The following is a 14,678-nucleotide window of genomic DNA, read 5'->3' as shown; positions in this document are numbered from 1 at the left end:
TGACAAGATACAGCCCCCTTCGAAGGAGACGAATTTATGGCCACCGTCAAAGTGACCGATGAAAGCTGGAAATCCGACGTCCTCGAAAGCGACAAGCCCGTGCTGGTCGATTTCTGGGCCGACTGGTGCGGTCCGTGCAAGATGATCGCCCCGGCGCTGGAGGAGATCAGCGACGAGCTCGGCGAAAAGGTCACGATCGCCAAGATGGACATCATGGAAAACACCGGCGTGCCGACCGAGATGGGCGTGCAGGGCATTCCCTTGCTCGTCCTGTTCAAGGACGGAAAGCCCGCCGCGCATCTGCAGGGCGCGCGCCCCAAAAGCCAGCTCAAGCAGTGGCTTGAAGGCGAACTCTGAGAGATCGCGCAAACGCCTGCAGGTGCGGGAGTTCGCGCGCTTCTAGCTGCTCAGGCGCGCGACGAATTCGTCCCAGATGGCCGGGCTGGACGCGCCGATCAGGCCCGGCTTCCCCTCGCCGTCGTCGACCTTGTACTCGCTCCCGTCCAGCCGCGCCGCGCGCCCGCCCGCCTCGTTGAGCCACAGGACGCCCGCCGCGTGGTCCCACGGGTAGGTGCGCTTGAAGCTTGAGATGTCGTTCTGCCCCAGCGCGAGGCGCGGATATTGCTCCGCCGCGCAGCGCGGTATGTCGACCAGCCTGTAATGCGGGGCGAGCCGCGCATCGACCATCGCCGACTGTTCCGGAGTCAGAAACATCCGGCTCACCGCCGTCACCGGCGGGTCTTCACCTGTCGTGCGCGCGGTCACTGTCTCGCCGTCGATCCGCGCCCCTTCGCCGGCGCGGGCGTGGCACAGCCGGTCGAGGTTAGGGTCGTAGATCCACCCCGCCACCGCCTTGCCCGCATCGGCGAGCGCCACGATGATGCCGAAAGGCTCCTTGCCTTCGGTGAAATTCGCGGTCCCGTCCAAGGGGTCGATGATCCAGCACTGCTCCGAAAGACGGTCCAGCACGCCCTTGTCGGCATGGACCGCTTCCTCCCCCACCACCGCGACCCCGGGGGCGAGGCGGGTGAGCGCTTCGGTGAGGAATTCCTCGACCTCGCGGTCGACCACGGTCACGGGATCGTCCTCGCCCTTCATGTCCACTTCGCTATCCGAAAGCGCGCGGAAGCGCGGCATCATCGAGCGTTCCGCGGCAAAGCGCAGCAGGTCGCGGATTTCGGCGTCGAGGGCGGTGAGGTCGCTCATGATCTGTAGTCCGCGTTGATCGAAATGTAGCCGTGCGTGAGGTCGCAGGTCCACACGCTTGCTCGCCCTTCGCCGATGCCAAGATCGACAGCGAGCTCGATGTCGCGGCCCTTGAGGTGTTCGGCCACCGGAGCCTCGTCATAGTCCTCGACCGGGTTGCCCTCGCGCGCGGTCCAGATGCCACCGAAGGCGATGGAGAGCCGGTCGCGATCCGCCGGTTCGCCCGCTTTGCCGACCGCCATGACGACGCGGCCCCAGTTCGCGTCCTCGCCCGCGATCGCGGTCTTGACCAGCGGCGAATTGGCGATGGCAAGGCCGACACGCCGCGCGCTGTCATTGTCCGCCGCACCTGCGACGCGCACGGTGATGAATTTCGACGCGCCTTCCCCGTCGCGCACGACGAGATGAGCGAGGCGGCGGCACACATCGGCGAGAGCGGCGGCGAAGGAATCCGCTCCGGGGCTGTTCCAGTCCTCGATCCGCGCGTTCCTTGCCCTGCCGGTGGCGAAGGCCAGCACGGTGTCGCTGGTCGAGGTGTCGCCGTCGACCGTGATGCAGGAGAAGGTCTCGGCATTGGCGCGATCCAGTGCTTCCTGCAGGAAGGCTGGGGCGACGTCGGCATCGGTGAAGACATAGCCGAGCATGGTGGCCATGTTGGGCGCGATCATGCCCGATCCCTTTATGATGCCGCACAGTTCCACGCGGGTTTCTCCCAGCATGGCACTGGCGTGCGCACCCTTGGGGAAGGTATCGGTCGTGGCGATCGCGTTCGCCGCCTCCTCCCAGCCGCAGTCCTCCGCCGCGAGCGCCGCTTCGATCCCGGCGCGGGCCTTGTCCTTGGGCAGCGGCACGCCGATCACGCCGGTCGAGGATACGAGAATCTCGCCGCCGGTGCATCCCAACGCCTCGGCCACCTGCGCCTGGATCGCCTCTACCGCCTCGCGCCCGCGATAACCGGTGAAAGCGTTGGAATTGCCCGCATTGACGATGAGCGCGCGGGCCGCGCCTGCCTTGACCTGCTCGCGTCCCAATTCGACCTCGCTCGAGGCGCAGGCGCTTTTGGTGAACACTCCCGCGAGGCTCGTTCCCGGCGCGAGTTCGGCGAAGGTGAGGTCGGCCCTGTCCCATTCCTTGTAGCGGGCGCGGGCCACCCGCAGGCGCACGCCGTCGATCGGCGGCATGTCGGGGAAGGGCAGGGCGAGGGGCGAGCGCTCGAGATCCATGGCTCGTCGCGCTTAGGCCGCCGCGCGGCGCGAGTAAACGGCGCTTTGCGCGGCATAAATGGCGCTGCAAGGTGGACGAATGGCCGCGAAACGCTTATCTGCGCTGGCGATGACGCGTCACATTATCGCCCTGCTGGCCCTGCTTTCGGGCCTTGCCGCGCTGAGCGGTCCGGCGCACGCGTCCGCACACCCGCTCGCCGCCTGCAATGTCGGCGCCTCGGCAGAGGCCGGGGAAACCCGCGCGCACCTCGACACCAAGGCCGCCGATGCCCGCGACAAGGCGGCCCGGCGCTGCCGCGAGACGCGGCGGCCTTCGCCCGCAGCGCGCCCGCGCGTGCTCCTGATGCCGGTGCTGATGGGGGTCGAGCGCGCGCTCGAATAGCCTTTCGGCACGCCTTCTCCCGGCCTGCCCCGGCGGCCGGATCGGCGAGCGCAATCGCCGCGCAACCTCCCTCGATATTCACGACCCTTACGCGAAGGTCGTCCCCAGACGCAGGATTCGATTCAATGTTCAACCAGCTAATCAAGTCCGTCTTCGGCTCGTCGAATGACCGCTACGTCAAGTCGCTCGGCAAGATCGTCAATGAAATCAACGCCCTTGAAAGCCGCATCAATTCGATGTCGGACGAGGAGCTGAAAGGCCAGACCGCCAGGTTGCGCGAGATGCTCGATAACGGCGCGAGCCTCGACGACATCCTGCCAGAAGCCTTCGCCACGGTGCGCGAGGCGTCTTTCCGCGTGCTCGGAATGCGCCATTTCGACGTCCAGCTGATCGGCGGTATCGTGCTTCACCGCGGCGAGATCGCCGAGATGCGCACGGGCGAAGGCAAGACGCTGGTGGCGACGCTCGCGGTCTATTTGAACGCGCTGGAAGGCAAGGGCGTCCACGTCGTCACGGTCAACGACTACCTCGCCCGGCGCGACGCGGAATGGATGGGGCAGCTCTACGGCTGGCTTGGCCTTACCGTCGGCGTGATCGTCCCCAACATGGACGAGTATTCCAAGCGCGAAGCCTACAATGCCGACATCACCTACGGCACGAACAACGAGTTCGGCTTCGACTACCTGCGCGACAACATGAAGCACGACCGCGCCTCGATGGTGCAGCGTCCGTTCAATTACGCGATTGTCGACGAGGTGGACTCGATCCTGATCGACGAGGCGCGCACGCCCCTCATCATCTCCGGCCCGACAGAGGACAAGTCGGACCTCTACGTCGCGCTCGACGCGGTGGCCAAGCAGGTGCCCAAGGACTGGCTCGACATCGACGAGAAAACCAAGCGGGTCCAGCTGACCGAGGAGGGGATCGACGAGGTCGAGAAGATCCTCGTCGAGAAGGAGTTACTCGAGACGCCCAATCTCTACGATGTCGAGAACACGCAGGTCGTGCACCACCTCGACCAGGCGCTGGTCGCCAATTTCGCTCGCCAGCGCGACACCGACTACATCGTCAAGGACGACAAGGTCGTGATCATCGACGAATTCACCGGCCGCATGATGGAAGGCCGGCGCTGGTCGAACGGCCTGCACCAGGCGGTCGAGGCGAAGGAAGGCGTGAAGATCGAGCCCGAGAACCAGACCATGGCCTCGATCACCTTCCAGAACTATTTCCGGATGTATCCCAAGCTGTCCGGCATGACCGGGACCGCGGCCACCGAAGCGGCGGAATTCTGGGACATCTACAAGGTCAACGTTGTCGAGATCCCGACCAACAAGCCGGTCCAGCGGATCGACGAGGAGGACGAGTTCTACAAGAACACGATGGACAAGTTCCAGGCGATCGCGCGCGCGATCAAGGAAAAGAACGCCATCGGTCAGCCGATCCTCGTCGGCACTGTCTCGATCGAGAAATCCGAGCTTCTCTCGCAATTCCTCGACAAGGAGGGGGTCAAACACGAGGTTCTCAACGCCCGCCAGCACGAGCGCGAGGCGCATATCGTCGCGCAGGCCGGGCGGCTCGGAGCGGTGACGATCGCAACCAACATGGCCGGGCGCGGGACCGACATCCAGCTTGGCGGCAACCTTGAATTTCGCATCAACGACGAGCTCGGCCACATGGAGGACGGGCCCGCCAAGGACGCCGAGATCGAGCGGATCAAGCGCGAGCTTGAAGAGGAAAAGCAGAAGGTGCTCGAAGCGGGCGGGCTGTTCGTGCTCGGCACCGAGCGCCACGAATCGCGCCGGATCGACAACCAGCTGCGCGGGCGCTCCGGGCGGCAGGGCGACCCCGGCCTTTCACGCTTCTACCTCTGCCTCGAAGACGACCTGCTGCGCATCTTCGGTCCCGACACGCTCTTCGCCAAGATGATGAATTCGAACCTCCAGGACGGCGAGGCGATCGGGTCCAAGTGGCTTTCGAAGGCGATTGAGACCGCGCAGAAAAAGGTCGAGGCGCGCAATTACGATGCGCGCAAGAATGTCGTCCAGTACGACGACGTGATGAACGACCAGCGCAAGGTCATCTACGAACAGCGCGCGGAGATCATGGACGCCGAAGCGGTGGACGATGTTGTGGTCGATATGCGCCACGACACGGTCAACGCGATCGTCTTCGGCGCCTGCCCGCCGGGCTCCTATCCCGAACAATGGGACATCGCCGGGCTCAAGGAACGGATCGATGAGGTCTTCGGAATCGAGGTGCCGATCGACGAATGGCTCGAGGAAGAACAGGTCGAACCAGAACTGATCGAGGAACGCCTGCGCGAAAAGACCGACGCGATGATGGAAGAAAAGATCGCGCGCTTCGAGGAAGCCGACTGGCGGCGGGTGGAAAAGGAAATCCTGCTGCGCCAGCTCGACCACCACTGGAAGGACCACCTCGCCACATTAGACGCGCTGCGGCAGGTCATCTGGATGCGCGGCATCGCTCAGAAACAGCCGATCAACGAATACAAGCAGGAAGCCTTCGGCCTGTTCGAGACGATGCTCGACAAGCTGCGCGAAGAGGTGACGAAGTTCCTGTTCAAGAACGAGTTCCGTCCCGCGCCGCCCGCTTCGGTGAGCCTGCCCGACCTGCCCGATTTCCTCACCGGCCATATCGACCCGCTGACCGGGTTCGAGAACTCGGACGACGACGACGGCTCGGAAAAGCGGCCCGAGCTGTTCGGTTCGCTCGCCGGGAGCCCGCAGGCCGCCGCATCGCCGGGCGGGGCGAACCGCGACAATCCTTACGCCAACCTCAACATCAGCCGCAACGCGCCGTGCCCCTGCGGAAGCGGCAATAAGTACAAGCACTGCCACGGGGCGGCCGGTACGCGGCAGATCGCCTGAGCGCGCTAGGTCGGTAACAGGGGAGGGTGAGCGATGATCGGCGCGGTTCCGGTCGTGCTCGTCCTCGCCTTTGCGCTGACTGCGCTGCTTTATGCCAGCGTCGGGTTCGGCGGCGGGTCGACCTATGCCGCGCTGCTGGCATTGTCGGGGCTCGACTACCGCCTGCTTCCGCCGCTGGTCCTCGCCTGCAATATCGTGGTCGTGGCGGGCTCGACGGTCCGCTTCGCCCGCGCGAAGGTTCTGCCATGGCGAGGCGCGGCGTTCGTCACTGCGCTTGCCGCGCCCGCAGCCTTCCTAGGCGGGCTGACCCCAATCGACCGCACCACCTTTCTGACACTGCTTGGGGCGAGCCTCGTGCTCACCGGCTTCGCCATGCTGCTGCCGGTCAGCGAGGGGCGCGCTGCCGAGCCCAGGCGCGCGGCGCGTGTTATGCCGCTCATCGCTGCGCCGCTCGGCTATCTCGCCGGGCTCGTAGGCATCGGCGGCGGCATCTTCCTCGCTCCGCTGCTTCATCTCGCCCGCTGGCGCGAGGCGCGCGCCATTGCGGCCACGGCGAGCTTCTTCATCCTCGTCAATTCGCTGTTCGGCCTTGCCGGGCAACTCCTCAAGGGCGGGCCCGACCACTTCGCCGCGGCGATCGGAGGCGGCTTACCCCTGCTTGTCGCTGTGGTGGTCGGCGGACAGGTGGGTAGCTTGCTGGCCCTGCGCTTCCTGCCGGGCCGCTGGATTCGCCGACTGACCGCGCTGCTGGTAATTGCCGTCGGAGTGCGTCTTCTCGGCGGTCTCTAAGCAACCGTTCGGAAGGAAACGCGGCAGGCGTAACCTAGCACGGTCAGCCGAAGATGCGGCTCGAGCTAATCAAGGCCAATCCCCCGAAGAAGAAAGTGGCTGATTTGCCCGGTCTTGAGGGGCTCAAGCATCGAAATTGGTCGGGGAGAGAGGATTCGAACCTCCGGCCCCTGCCTCCCGAACCAAAAGCGCTTCCGAAAAAAGATGTTAATTCATAGACATATAGGTTTTCGGAATCGGCGTTGAACGACGTTGCCTGACGCTACTGGCGTATTTAGCCGACACATAACCGTACACAGACGAAAATCTGTATGTCGGTTGGGGCAATTCAGGACTGACATGAATTCTCATGATTTTTCCCACGCTCCCTACTTCGTGCGACGATCGAGCGAGCGGATCGCATCGTTCAAAAAGTCAGGGCTGTGATGCGAGTATATGCGTGATGTGGTAGCTACGTCTTGTCCGAGATAGGCGGCAATCTCGTACATGCTCACACCATCCAAAGCCATCCATGTCGCTATCGTGTGACGAAGCACGTGCGGAGTGATGTCCGGTAGGTCGGCTCTTTTTGCGGCAGCCTTGAACCCCCGAATGATGCGGGTGATTGGCTTGCCCCTGTTGTGAACCACAGGACCGTCGTTGGCTGTGCGCCTCCTATAAGCATAACGCAGGAACGTGAGCAGGCGTTCAGGGATCGGAATCGTCGGACGCCGTTTTTTCGTGCGGCGACGACCCGGAATCTGAAAATCTATGCGACGCCTCTCAAGGTCGACCCGATCCCACGTGAGAGACAGAATGGCTTCGGTCCTCGCTCCGGTGTAGATTCCGATTAGCATGTAGAGCGGAAGGTATGCGCGAGTGCGAGGATGCCCGCATCGCGATGCCCAAAGAAGGGCTGCCATTTCGTTTCGTGTCAGCCAGCGATCCTTGGGCGGTGCTTTTTCTGGCAACGGTACGTGGACAACCCGCGTAAGCTTCCCTTCGCGGTGGCAAAAATTCAGTGCAGCAACGAGCGCGCCCAATTCCCTCCGTATGGTCGAGTTAGAGATGCCCTTCCTTCTTCTCTCCGCACGGTACTGAAGATACTGCGTGCACGTACCTTGGTTGATCTCCGAGACCATTTTGTCTTCCCAAAAAGGAAGAAGGGCTTCGATCGCATAGGCAATGCGTGCAGGGTCCATAGCTTGGGTGGCCTTATGCTCCGCATAGTAGGCAAGCGCGTCAGCCACCGGAAACTTGTCGGGCCGCGTTCCGTCGCCGATCGCATACAACGAGTTGCAGTAGTCTAAATATATTTCATGCGCTTCCCGTCCATCTGATGTTCCAGTGGAACGTTTACGGGTCTTTCCACCTTCTTGCCAAACAATGTAGAAAGTCTTTCTTTCCTCAATCCACTTCAATTTAGGTCCAGAGTTACGACGCGGCATTTCCAACCTCTTCTATTCAATGTGAGGTTGAGCCATTTATGCGTTGTATTTAAATGTGTCACCGCAAGAATTGATTGACAAGATGTGCAATTCAATGGTTGGCGAGGCTCGGCCCTTTCGACGGGTTAGTGAAGGGGGCTGCGCAGAGATCGCGCGACGTATCCGTTCGGAGCGATCTACCTCTCGCCTTGTCGAAATCCTACCAAGTTGAGGCTGTTCAAACCGCATGCTCGCGAGTTCGCACGACAGAATCGATTGACAAAATCCATCTCTATTGCACGGTCGTATGAGTGTTTTCGACGCAAATCGGCGAACTTTCGAGGTAGGAAATGGCATCACAGAAGACCGTCGTCATCGAGTATCTTTTCGACAAATATTGGGATGCGAATAATAATATACTTACGAAAACACTAATGACCATTGACGATGTCGGAAAGGCCATCAGAGCGTGCCGGAAGACGCATGGGATTTCGCTAAGTGATAATAATCCAGCAAATTTTTTGAAGGACATACTGCGGAGCAAGAATGCGTCGAAGCATTGGCCTGCTTCGGTAGCCAAAAGAAGGTTCACAGCGGTTCAGCGCACCGGTGAGGCATGTTTTGAGTTCATTCCCTTTGCGCCCGGTCAGACTGAGGCTTTTCCTGAAAAGTTTGCTGTCGATCTTCACGCGCCTAGGTTTCCAATCCAGTCAACTAGCATTCCACTCGTCACCAAATCGCTGGGACGGAGTGACGAAACGTGGCACATTCAGGTCGCTGTGCAGCTTAGGGTCGTCGAAACTCATTTCGCTGTAGCGGGTGCCTTTGGACTGCTAGAATTAGCACATTTGCAATCTGGAATTAAGCTTAGGAAGACAGAAATTGACGCACTGTTCTTGGGAAAGGCTGGAACTGCAAGTGATCCTTTTTCAGTCCTTGTCACCTGCGAGGCGAAACAAGCCAAGGACCCACTTATCGAGAGCCAGATAATTAATCAGGCCCAAGCGTCTTTTGCAGCAAATAGCCACGTGGATGTAACTGTGCCGATTGGTTTGCGGGCGATTAAGGGAGTTGGATTCTACGTAGTAGAATTTGAGGCAGTAAAGCGAGATTTCGCTTCCGGGCTAACGCAGCTTGACGTTGCGAGCCATTCAATCATTGAACTCAAACCTGCGGTCAAAGGCATCTGACGCCTCGATTTCCTGCTGTTTGCGTTTCTTCGTCCCATTCTTGCGGTTGCGTTTTCCAATTGGATTCTCGATTTGCCAGTGTCGCGAAGCTTCCGAGAGATCCATGCGAAGAAGGCCCTCGTCTCCGAGCTTCTGACTGATCGTCGGACGGGTGGGCTTGATACCAAGAGCTCTGACTACTTCATTTGCCACGGCTCTTGCCAGCGGAGGGGGAACTGAGTTCCCGATCTGCCTAGCGCCATGCCATTTTGTTTCGTGGAACCGAAACCAATCTGGATAACCGTGCAAACGGGCCATTTCGCGGACGGTGACGCAGCGAGCATACTTGTAGTGAATTGGCCGGGGACTAGTGAACGCACCCCGTGCCGAGTCCGTCCCGGCGCGGAGTGTGTTTGAAACGCCGTCCGGTGCGAGCTTGAAGAATCTCGAAATTGGTTCGACTGACCCGCCTGCCGTAGCATTGAAGCGACGTCGAGAAATTTCGGTATGCGCTGTGAGTAGACTGGACGTCATGATTGACGGATTCCAATCCCTTGGATGGCCGAAATGCCAAGCCTCGTTTGTTTGACACCGCAATTCGGCAGCATAAGTACTAGGCTCGCCCCAGGCATTGGTCGCGACTTGGTCTGTTTTCCATAATTCATCGAATCTTTCTGCATCAGGAAGGTCGCCGAGCGCATCCTCACACGTAGGGCCTTCTGCAGAACCACAGTTCGAGGTGCCCGCCGGATGTGTGATCTCCGCCGGATACTCTGGGAGATCACAGTCTTTACGTGCGCCAATTAAGAAAAGTCGATGGCGGTTTTGCGGCACACCATAATTGGCAGCATTCAACACACGCTCTTTTAGAAGCACTTGATACTGGCCACCATTTTCGAAAGCTGCGATTACTTCCTCTAGAAATCTCCGATGCTTACCAACCGTCAGCCCTTTGACATTCTCGAATACGAAATAGCGAGCGTCGAGTTCATGAACTAGGCGAACGAAGTCGCGAACAAGGGAGTTGCGCGGGTCGTCGAGAGCGCGCTGCCCAATCATAGAGAACCCTTGGCAGGGCGCCCCGCCAAAAACCACATCGATCTGCTGATCTTCAAGACCGGCTTTCTCGCGAACCTCATGCCCCGTCACGTCCGTGACTGACTTCGGGATCACAACGCATTCGGGGAAATTGAAATGGTGAGTTGCGCAGTGAACTGGATCTATCTCAACTGCAGCGGCAATGTCGAAACCGGCCTGCTCGAAACCGAGACTCATACCCCCTGCGCCAGCGAAAAGATCGATACCGATTGGACGTGTCATGGCTGCACCGGGAATGAACGATTGGAGAACAACTGTCTATTCAAAGCTGGGCCTGATTGCCACCTAAGATGCAGCCAGACTGCAGATACTCCACAATCCTGTTGATCGCCTTTCGTTCTTCCCGAAGTTCGCACTGCCAAACGGTGAGGCTGTCCCAACCCATTTCCGCTAGCGATGATGCGTTGCGATCGTCACGGTCGCGATTAGCTCGGATTTTTGCCCGCCAATAACCTTGGTTCGACTTTGGCAATTTCCCCCACCGACATTCATGCCCGTGCCAATAGCACCCGTGTACAAATATCACCTTTTTCCGCGACGGGAAAACAAGGTCGGGAGTGCCCGGCAAATCACGCCTGTGGAGCCGATATCGAAAGCCAAGTCTATGCAGATTGCGACGCACGATCATTTCAGGCCTTGTGTCTTTTTGGCCGACACTAGCCATAATCTTACTCCTCCGGACGGGGTCCACGTGGTCGATCATTTGTAAGTGCATGCTTTCGTAGGGGACTGCATTATCTGTGCGCGATCAAGTTCGAAAAGCTGGGAGTTTCGGCTGTCAGAACTATGCTGGACGGGCGCTCTCAGGGCATCTAGCGAACCGTCTGGAGGTGAGGGATATGACGACAGCATCGAAACATATCAACGCAATGCCGACAAAGGCCTTCTTTGTCGACATGCTGGTGCGCGACATTCCGACTGAGCGCGCGATCCTCGATCTTGTTGATAACTGTATCGATGGAGCGAAACGGCTCAGACCGGGTAACGATCCGAATTTTGATGGCCTGTGGGTCAAGATCCATATCGATGGTGATCGTTTGGAGATCACCGATAATTGTGGCGGTTTCGATACGGATACAGCCATAAACTACGCTTTTCGCTTTGGTCGTCCAGCCAACGCCAAGTCCACCGACTACTCAATCGGTCAGTTCGGTGTCGGCATGAAGCGAGCATTGTTTAAATTTGGACGATATTTTGAGGTTCATTCAACAACGAAATCTGAAAGATGGTCTATAGAAATCGATGTAGATGCTTGGGAAGGGGACGAGAAATGGCAATTCAGCTTCGCTGATCTTGTAGAAGGAATTGATTTTCCTGATGCCGAATGCGGGACGCGCATACTAGTCGATAAACTGCGCCCAGAAATCAGCAATCGATTTTCGTCAAAATATTTTTGCAGAGGGTTGGCTGAGACGATCCGTGCACATCAGCGTCAATTCATTTCGGCTGGTTTGGCGATTGAGTTTAACGGGCAGCACCTTACGCAAACAGACCTTCGCATCCTTAGCGGCGGAGCATATTCGCCCGTAGTGGAAGAGGTTACTTACGATTCATCTAGTGACGCCCCGGTCGTCGTTCGAATTGTTGCCGGTATCGCGGAATCCCAGCCGTCTAAGGCTGGCTGGTATGTCGTATGCAATGGCAGGGTGATACTTTCGGCAGACCGCTCGGAAGCCACGGGCTGGAATTCGGTTTCTGAACAAAAGGATGGCATACCCAAATTTCACAACCAGTATGCGCGCTTTCGGGGAGTCGTCTTCTTCGACTGTAGTTCCTCGCAAAAACTCCCTTGGAATACGACTAAGACTGGCCTCGATGAGACATCTGGAATCTGGCAATCTGTTTTTCCCAAGATGCTTGATCATACCCGAACGATCATAAAATTCTTGAATAAGCTGGACGAAGAGGTTGACGAGTACGGTAAGAATTCACCCACGCTGGCGGCTCTCTCGAAAGAAGCCAGCCCGCAAGAAGTCGAAAATATTCGGGGGGCAAGATCTTTCTCCTATAATATAGGCCCGAAGGCTCGGGGCCGAAAATGACCAGAATCCAATATTCTAGGGAGGTCGATAAGATTCGCCTGCTTATGGATGCTCTGGGAGTAAATTCTGCCAAAGCAGTCGGTGAAACGACCTTCGATATGATCTTGTCTGAGCAAGGCGAGGAAGAGTGATGGCGAGCTACGAGATTATCGATTATTCGATTAGGCCCGCGAAATTTGCCGAAAGGAAGATGCTTTGCGATTTTTTCGCGCGTTTGCGCGTCTTTGGATCGTTAGAGAGCTATCGTTACGTGGGTTTTGGCTCGATTTGGTTCTCGGACTGCGTGCTCTTTCATCGGTCACTCGGCATTTCAAACATCGTTTCGATTGAATGCGAGCTGGATCACCAAGCGCGATTCGAGTTCAATAATCCGCTGCGAGGTATCAATTTGATGATGGGAGAAGCTAGCGACGTTCTTCCATCACTTGATTGGAGCATTCGGTCAATTGTCTGGCTTGATTACGATGATCCGTTGAGTGTGAGCATACTGGAGGATGTGCGCACCGTGGCTACTCGCGCTCAATCCGGCACGGCTTTTGTAATCTCAGTACAGACAGAGAAAATTTTCGACAAGCGCGACGCACAGAATGCTATCCATGTCCAGACGAAGGAAAACTTCTCAAATTATTTTGGAGAAGGTCGAACACGCGAAGATTTGGGGCAGGCCGATTTACGAGGATGGCGACTTTCGCTCACCTCGCGTCAGATGTTGTTGGCTGAGATTGAGGAAGGTCTCAGGGTTGCGAATGCGACCCGGCCCAATGGTCAAAAGATAGAGTTCCGTCAGACATTAGCGTTTGAATACAAGGATGGCGCGAAGATGACGACCGTCGGCGGAGTCTTCGTGGATCAAGGACAAGCAGCGCTCTTCGATGGGGCGGGATTCCGGGAGTTAGAGTTCTATCGCGATGGCGATGATGCCTTGCGTATCCATATGCCATTGGTAACGCCACATGAGATGCGCCATCTCGATAAACAATTGCCGATCTCGGGGGACGGTGCCTTGGATGCATCTCCTATTCCATTGAGAGAGGCTAGTAGGTACGCCAAGTTCTATCGCTACCTCCCGAATTTCGCGTCATTCGAGAGATAAGAGGTTGTCGCGTAATATTGTTGTGAATTAAACCAGTAAGTCTCGCGTTCATCGATCAAGAACTTGCTGCGTTCCCTTGGGCGTGTGCAAAACTGATGGTGATCTATCAATAAAGTAATTGGTCGGGGAGAGAGGATTCGAACCTCCGGCCCCTGCCTCCCGAAGACAGTGCTCTACCAGGCTGAGCTACTCCCCGACCGTGTCGGTCCCGCGGATTCGCTTACCCGCGGGTCGAGGCAAGGCGCGCCCTATAGGTGGCGCAGCGCGGGGTGGCAAGCGGGCAATTGGCCGCTATGGAAATTCGCCATGGAAAGCGCTGCGCCCACCGATTCCCCGGTCCATTACGAAGAGCAATATCTCGCCCTGATGCGCCAGATCTGGGAGCGGGGGAGCGAGCGGGTCGATCGCACCGGTGTCGGCACGCGCTCGATCTGCGGGGCGCAGTTGCGCTTCGGCCTTGCGGGCGGTGCGATGCCGCTCCTTACGACCAAGCGGGTCTACTGGAAGACCGCGACGCGCGAGATGCTCTGGTTCCTCACCGGCGACACGAATATCCGCCCGCTTGTCCTGCAGGGCGTGAAGATCTGGAACGAGTGGCCGCACGCGCGCTATGTGCGCGAGACGAAGGACGACATTTCGCTCGAGGCTTTTGTCGAACGGATCGCAGCGGACGAAGCCTTCGCCGAGCGCTGGGGCGACCTCGGCCCGGTTTATGGCAAGCAGTGGGTCGACTGGCCGACGTTCCGCTACCGCAAGGACGGGCTTTACGAAAAGGGCCCCGGCATCAACCAGGTCGCAGAGGTGATCGAGAGCCTGCGCAGCAATCCCGCGAGCCGGCGCCACATCATCGAGGGTTGGAACGTTGCTGAACTCGATCGTATGGCTCTGCCGCCCTGTCACAAGACCTACCAGTTCCATGTCGCAGGCGAAGGCCAGGCAGCGCGGCTCAACTGCATCCTCTACCAGCGAAGCTGCGATGTCGCGCTCGGCCTGCCTTTCAACCTGTGGTCGGCGGCTCTGCTCACCCGGATGATCGCACAGCAGGTCGCCATGGAGCCGGGCGAGCTTGTCTGGATGGGCGGGGACGTCCATCTCTATCTCAACCATGCCGGGCTGGTCGAAGAACAGCTCGCGCGTCGGCCCGAGGGGCATCCGAGGCTGGAGATCGTCCGACGGCCGGCGACAATATTCGACTATGAAATCGAGGATTTCGTGGTCCATGATTACGCCCCGCAGCCGCCGATCAAGGCTCCTGTTGCGGTCTAGGCCGCCAAGGCCCGCCGCGCTTGACCGCTTCACGGCGCTGAAATAAAAATTCACGCGCAAGCAATGATCGCTGCCCCTTGGCGGCGGTCCGCTTCACTCTTTTGGGAGAGCGCCTC

Annotated in this window: 13 protein-coding genes and 1 tRNA gene; 8 read left to right on the top strand and 6 right to left on the bottom strand. The window is 58.7% G+C overall.

The annotated features are described in order from the left end of the window. Positions 1 to 36 precede the first annotated feature (36 nt). Entirely contained in the window at positions 37 to 357 is a 321-nt protein-coding gene (gene trxA / locus G9473_RS05905; protein WP_291137158.1) for a thioredoxin, read from the top strand. A 42-nt stretch (positions 358 to 399) separates the two neighbouring features. On the opposite strand, the gene G9473_RS05900 is transcribed toward trxA, so the two are convergent. Then, positions 400 to 1,206, bottom strand: a complete 807-nt coding sequence (locus G9473_RS05900; RefSeq protein WP_291137155.1) for an inositol monophosphatase family protein — start codon at positions 1,204 to 1,206, stop codon at positions 400 to 402. Continuing rightward, the gene (argJ, locus tag G9473_RS05895) at positions 1,203 to 2,429 is read right to left on the bottom strand and encodes a bifunctional glutamate N-acetyltransferase/amino-acid acetyltransferase ArgJ (RefSeq protein WP_291137153.1); all 1,227 of its coding nucleotides are present in this window, start codon (positions 2,427 to 2,429) and stop codon (positions 1,203 to 1,205) included. Before argJ ends, G9473_RS05900 begins: the two co-directional genes overlap by 4 nt. Positions 2,430 to 2,508: 79 nt before the next feature. Here argJ and G9473_RS05890 point away from each other — a divergent pair, with 79 nt between their 5' ends. The 3 genes from G9473_RS05890 to G9473_RS05880 all read left to right on the top strand — a co-directional run bounded on the left by G9473_RS05890 (position 2,509) and on the right by G9473_RS05880 (position 6,488). Continuing rightward, complete coding sequence (locus tag G9473_RS05890) at positions 2,509 to 2,811, top strand: hypothetical protein (RefSeq protein ID WP_291137150.1); 303 nt, start codon at positions 2,509 to 2,511, stop codon at positions 2,809 to 2,811. A gap of 125 nt (positions 2,812 to 2,936) precedes the next feature. Further along, entirely contained in the window at positions 2,937 to 5,699 is a 2,763-nt protein-coding gene (gene secA / locus G9473_RS05885) for a preprotein translocase subunit SecA (RefSeq protein WP_291137148.1), read from the top strand. Positions 5,700 to 5,732: 33 nt separating this feature from the next. After that, positions 5,733 to 6,488, top strand: a complete 756-nt coding sequence (locus G9473_RS05880) for a sulfite exporter TauE/SafE family protein (protein ID WP_291137145.1) — start codon at positions 5,733 to 5,735, stop codon at positions 6,486 to 6,488. 368 nt (positions 6,489 to 6,856) lie between these two features. On the opposite strand, the gene G9473_RS05875 is transcribed toward G9473_RS05880, so the two are convergent. Further along, positions 6,857 to 7,915 carry a site-specific integrase gene (locus G9473_RS05875; RefSeq protein ID WP_291137142.1) on the bottom strand — a complete coding sequence of 353 codons (1,059 nt, stop codon included), beginning with the start codon at positions 7,913 to 7,915 and terminating at the stop codon, positions 6,857 to 6,859. A gap of 329 nt (positions 7,916 to 8,244) precedes the next feature. Here G9473_RS05875 and G9473_RS05870 point away from each other — a divergent pair, with 329 nt between their 5' ends. Next, on the top strand, positions 8,245 to 9,084 hold the full coding sequence (locus G9473_RS05870; protein WP_291137139.1) for a hypothetical protein: 840 nt from the start codon (positions 8,245 to 8,247) through the stop codon (positions 9,082 to 9,084). Here G9473_RS05870 and dcm read toward each other — a convergent pair. Together dcm and G9473_RS05860 are read right to left on the bottom strand one after the other, a co-directional pair. Continuing rightward, positions 9,046 to 10,383, bottom strand: coding sequence for a DNA cytosine methyltransferase (gene dcm, locus G9473_RS05865; RefSeq protein WP_291137135.1), 1,338 nt, complete (start codon positions 10,381 to 10,383; stop codon positions 9,046 to 9,048). The two genes, G9473_RS05870 and dcm, sit on opposite strands and share 39 nt — an antisense overlap. Positions 10,384 to 10,423: 40 nt before the next feature. Continuing rightward, positions 10,424 to 10,825 (bottom strand): very short patch repair endonuclease, encoded by a 402-nt coding sequence (locus G9473_RS05860; protein WP_291137132.1) that lies wholly within the window; start codon positions 10,823 to 10,825, stop codon positions 10,424 to 10,426. A gap of 175 nt (positions 10,826 to 11,000) precedes the next feature. On the opposite strand from G9473_RS05860, the gene G9473_RS05855 reads away from it, so the two are divergent. Then, on the top strand, positions 11,001 to 12,203 hold the full coding sequence (locus G9473_RS05855; protein ID WP_291137130.1) for an ATP-binding protein: 1,203 nt from the start codon (positions 11,001 to 11,003) through the stop codon (positions 12,201 to 12,203). Positions 12,204 to 12,333: 130 nt separating this feature from the next. Beyond that, positions 12,334 to 13,296, top strand: coding sequence for an O-methyltransferase (locus G9473_RS05850; RefSeq protein ID WP_291137127.1), 963 nt, complete (start codon positions 12,334 to 12,336; stop codon positions 13,294 to 13,296). Positions 13,297 to 13,415: 119 nt separating this feature from the next. Here G9473_RS05850 and G9473_RS05845 read toward each other — a convergent pair. After that, a tRNA-Pro gene (locus G9473_RS05845) sits at positions 13,416 to 13,492 on the bottom strand. A 110-nt stretch (positions 13,493 to 13,602) separates the two neighbouring features. Here G9473_RS05845 and thyA point away from each other — a divergent pair. Continuing rightward, positions 13,603 to 14,562, top strand: coding sequence for a thymidylate synthase (gene thyA, locus G9473_RS05840; protein ID WP_291137125.1), 960 nt, complete (start codon positions 13,603 to 13,605; stop codon positions 14,560 to 14,562). The last annotated feature ends 116 nt before the right edge of the window (positions 14,563 to 14,678 follow it).

The organism is Erythrobacter sp. (assembly GCF_011765465.1).
In the GTDB taxonomy this organism is placed as follows: domain Bacteria; phylum Pseudomonadota; class Alphaproteobacteria; order Sphingomonadales; family Sphingomonadaceae; genus Erythrobacter.
The sequence above is the reverse complement of the archived record's forward strand: the minus strand, read 5'-3'. Positions and strand labels throughout refer to the sequence as shown.

Bases quoted from the DNA above. Each gene is read 5' to 3' on its own strand.
- dcm (WP_291137135.1), bottom strand. From the start codon at position 10,383: ATGACACGTCCAATCGGTATCGATCTTTTCGCTGGCGCAGGGGGTATG.
- thyA (WP_291137125.1), top strand. From the start codon at position 13,603: ATGGAAAGCGCTGCGCCCACCGATTCCCCGGTCCATTACGAAGAGCAA.
- G9473_RS05870 (WP_291137139.1), top strand. From the start codon at position 8,245: ATGGCATCACAGAAGACCGTCGTCATCGAGTATCTTTTCGACAAATAT.
- G9473_RS05855 (WP_291137130.1), top strand. From the start codon at position 11,001: ATGACGACAGCATCGAAACATATCAACGCAATGCCGACAAAGGCCTTC.
- secA (WP_291137148.1), top strand. From the start codon at position 2,937: ATGTTCAACCAGCTAATCAAGTCCGTCTTCGGCTCGTCGAATGACCGC.
- argJ (WP_291137153.1), bottom strand. From the start codon at position 2,429: ATGGATCTCGAGCGCTCGCCCCTCGCCCTGCCCTTCCCCGACATGCCG.
- G9473_RS05875 (WP_291137142.1), bottom strand. From the start codon at position 7,915: ATGCCGCGTCGTAACTCTGGACCTAAATTGAAGTGGATTGAGGAAAGA.
- trxA (WP_291137158.1), top strand. From the start codon at position 37: ATGGCCACCGTCAAAGTGACCGATGAAAGCTGGAAATCCGACGTCCTC.
- G9473_RS05860 (WP_291137132.1), bottom strand. From the start codon at position 10,825: ATGGCTAGTGTCGGCCAAAAAGACACAAGGCCTGAAATGATCGTGCGT.
- G9473_RS05850 (WP_291137127.1), top strand. From the start codon at position 12,334: ATGGCGAGCTACGAGATTATCGATTATTCGATTAGGCCCGCGAAATTT.
- G9473_RS05890 (WP_291137150.1), top strand. From the start codon at position 2,509: ATGGCCGCGAAACGCTTATCTGCGCTGGCGATGACGCGTCACATTATC.
- G9473_RS05900 (WP_291137155.1), bottom strand. From the start codon at position 1,206: ATGAGCGACCTCACCGCCCTCGACGCCGAAATCCGCGACCTGCTGCGC.
- G9473_RS05880 (WP_291137145.1), top strand. From the start codon at position 5,733: ATGATCGGCGCGGTTCCGGTCGTGCTCGTCCTCGCCTTTGCGCTGACT.